Annotated in this window: 1 protein-coding gene; it reads left to right on the plus strand. The window is 70.5% G+C overall.

What is annotated here, in order from left to right:
* Positions 1-396: 396 nt before the first annotated feature.
* The coding region (locus CCN29_RS34030; RefSeq protein WP_006134884.1) for a DUF3662 domain-containing protein at positions 397-861 on the plus strand (465 nt) is incomplete at its 3' end.

The raw sequence follows: 861 nt of genomic DNA on the forward strand, positions 1-861 counted from the left end.
CCTCACCACGCGAGCCCCCGGCCGACCCCGGCCTCGTGAGCCGCCGCTCGCCCTCCCGCCCATGTCGCGGCCATGACCGCCCCACGTATCAACCTCGTACCGGTACCACCCGTCTCCCCAGGAGGCGGACGGAGTCCACCGCCGGGTGCGGGACACTGGTTCGTGGCCCCCTCTACGATCCATGGCAGAACGACGGGCACCGCCACGGCCGACGGAGTTCGAAGAGGAGCCTCGGAGGGAACTTCGTCAGGCGTCGACACCCGGCGGCCGGGCGGACAGGGGGAACCAGCCGATCGGGCGGCGCGTGGATACGATCAGTAAGCAGTACCAGGTAAGCGGTGCACGCAACGGTGCACGGGGCAGTACACAGGACGGCAGCGACGGAGGAGGTGCCCCATGGGAGTCCTGAAGAAGTTCGAGCAGCGTCTCGAAGGTCTGGTCAACGGCACCTTCGCCAAGGTGTTCAAGTCCGAGGTCCAGCCCGTGGAGATCGCCGGTGCGCTCCAGCGGGAGTGCGACAACAACGCCACCATCTGGAACCGCGACCGCACCGTCGTGCCCAACGACTTCATCGTCGAGCTGAGCACCCCGGACTTCGAACGGCTCAGCCCGTACTCGGGGCAGCTCGGCGACGAGCTGGCCGGCATGGTCCGGGACTACGCCAAGCAGCAGCGCTACACGTTCATGGGCCCGATCAAGGTGCACCTGGAGAAGGCCGAGGACCTCGACACCGGCCTGTACCGGGTGCGCAGCCGCACGCTCGCCTCCTCCGCCAGCCAGGCGGCGGCCCCCGGCGCCGCGGCCCCCGGTGCGGCGGCTCCCGCCCCGCCCGCCGGCCGTCCCGGAGGCTACGGCTACCCG

This window comes from Streptomyces pseudogriseolus (genome assembly GCA_002154585.1).
Lineage (GTDB): Bacteria > Actinomycetota > Actinomycetes > Streptomycetales > Streptomycetaceae > Streptomyces > Streptomyces pseudogriseolus.